Annotated in this window: 2 protein-coding genes; one reads left to right on the top strand and one right to left on the bottom strand. The window is 62.5% G+C overall.

Translation table 11 applies throughout. From position 1 onward, the window contains the following. On the bottom strand, positions 1 to 953 hold a 953-nt coding region (locus ACQY6C_RS14785; RefSeq protein WP_427970054.1), incomplete at its 3' end, for an IS5 family transposase. A 140-nt stretch (positions 954 to 1,093) separates the two neighbouring features. Between ACQY6C_RS14785 and ACQY6C_RS14780 the strand changes: the two genes are divergently transcribed. Further along, positions 1,094 to 1,327, top strand: a 234-nt coding sequence (locus ACQY6C_RS14780; RefSeq protein ID WP_427970053.1) for a hypothetical protein, incomplete at its 3' end; no start/stop codon positions are given.

The raw sequence follows: 1,327 nt of genomic DNA, 5'->3' as shown, positions 1-1,327 counted from the left end.
GGAAAGGTACGGGCGCCGACGATCAGCCCGCGCTTGTGGGTCACGGCGATGCTCGCCTTGACGCCGAATTCGTAGGGGCGTCGGGCTTTGCCCTTGCCGATGCATTCGACTTCCGGTGCGTGCAGCGCATAGAGCTTGTTTTTGTCCTTGGGGCACTGAAGATGTAGCCGTGTGGCACGCTCGACGATCGTATCCAGAGCCATCAGCGTCGATGCTGAAGCGCTCGTTGTCAGCGCTCGTTTGCGTTCGACTTCGCGCAGCACGACGCCCAGGATCGTGCGCTGGCGTTTGACCACCTTGCGTAGGCGCCGGAACTGCTTGGCATGGCCATAGCCACCGGCGCGCCGACGCAGTTCCTTGCCCTCGCGCGCAAAGGTCTGCTTGAGCGTGATGCCGGCACGCTTGGCCGCGCTGACGACTTTGGCACGTGCAATCTCGAGCAGGCGCGAGTCGACCGGATGGGCGATGGCCTTCTCCTGCACCGTCGAATCGACGATGATCCGCTCGAACTCGCTGGGCCGCACGGCCTTGGTTTCGACGGCGGCATCGATCGTGGCCTTGAGCAGTTCCTCAACGCCCGCTTCCCCAATGGCGCTCCGAAAGCGCCCGATCTGAGTCGGATCGCAGGGCTTTGTCGGCGCGTAGTATTCCTGGCCACTGAAGTACTGCCACACCACGTTCTCGGCCCAGCGCTCGGCGAGCGCCTCATCGCTCAGGTTGAACGCGTGCTTGAGGTACAGCAGCGAAGCCATCAACCGGATCGACAGGCGCGGCCTGCCAGCTGCGCTCGTCCCGGCGCCGGCGATCTGCATCGACGGGCCGAACAGATCATCGCTGGCGATCACCCTCCCACTGCGATCCTTGCGCGCAAAGGCGGGGGCCAATGCCGTTTCGATCTGCTCCCAGGGCATGCGCCGAGCCAGTACGGCCAGTGGGTGGCGAAGGTCGATCATCTGGTCGAGGCGGGCGCGGAAGAAGTCGTCGGTGGCCACGGTGGTTTGCTCCGAAAACTCTCAGGTATTGGCCGTATTACACCAGTTTCTCGGGGATTTGGGGCTGCCACGATCCCAGAAAATCCAGATGCCGTGCGGGTTTGGGGGATTTTGCAGGGGCAACTATCCAGCAGGGTCTGATACCGGCGTTCGGCCTTTTTCTTTTCGCTCGGGCCATCGAAGCCATGCCCGTCGTCCGTCAGGAAGCGTTTGATCCGGCCGGTGTTCAGTCCGGCCATCTCATGCGCAAGATCAACCCGGTCACGCTCAATCGGGCTCTTCGCATCCAAACCAATCTCTTCCGGCCTCTCGGACAATTCCGCAATCCTTTGTTC

This window comes from Altererythrobacter sp. (assembly GCF_050299635.1).
Lineage (GTDB): Bacteria > Pseudomonadota > Alphaproteobacteria > Sphingomonadales > Sphingomonadaceae > Erythrobacter.
Note: the sequence above shows the minus strand (reverse complement) of the source record. Positions and strands in the feature narration are given on the sequence as shown.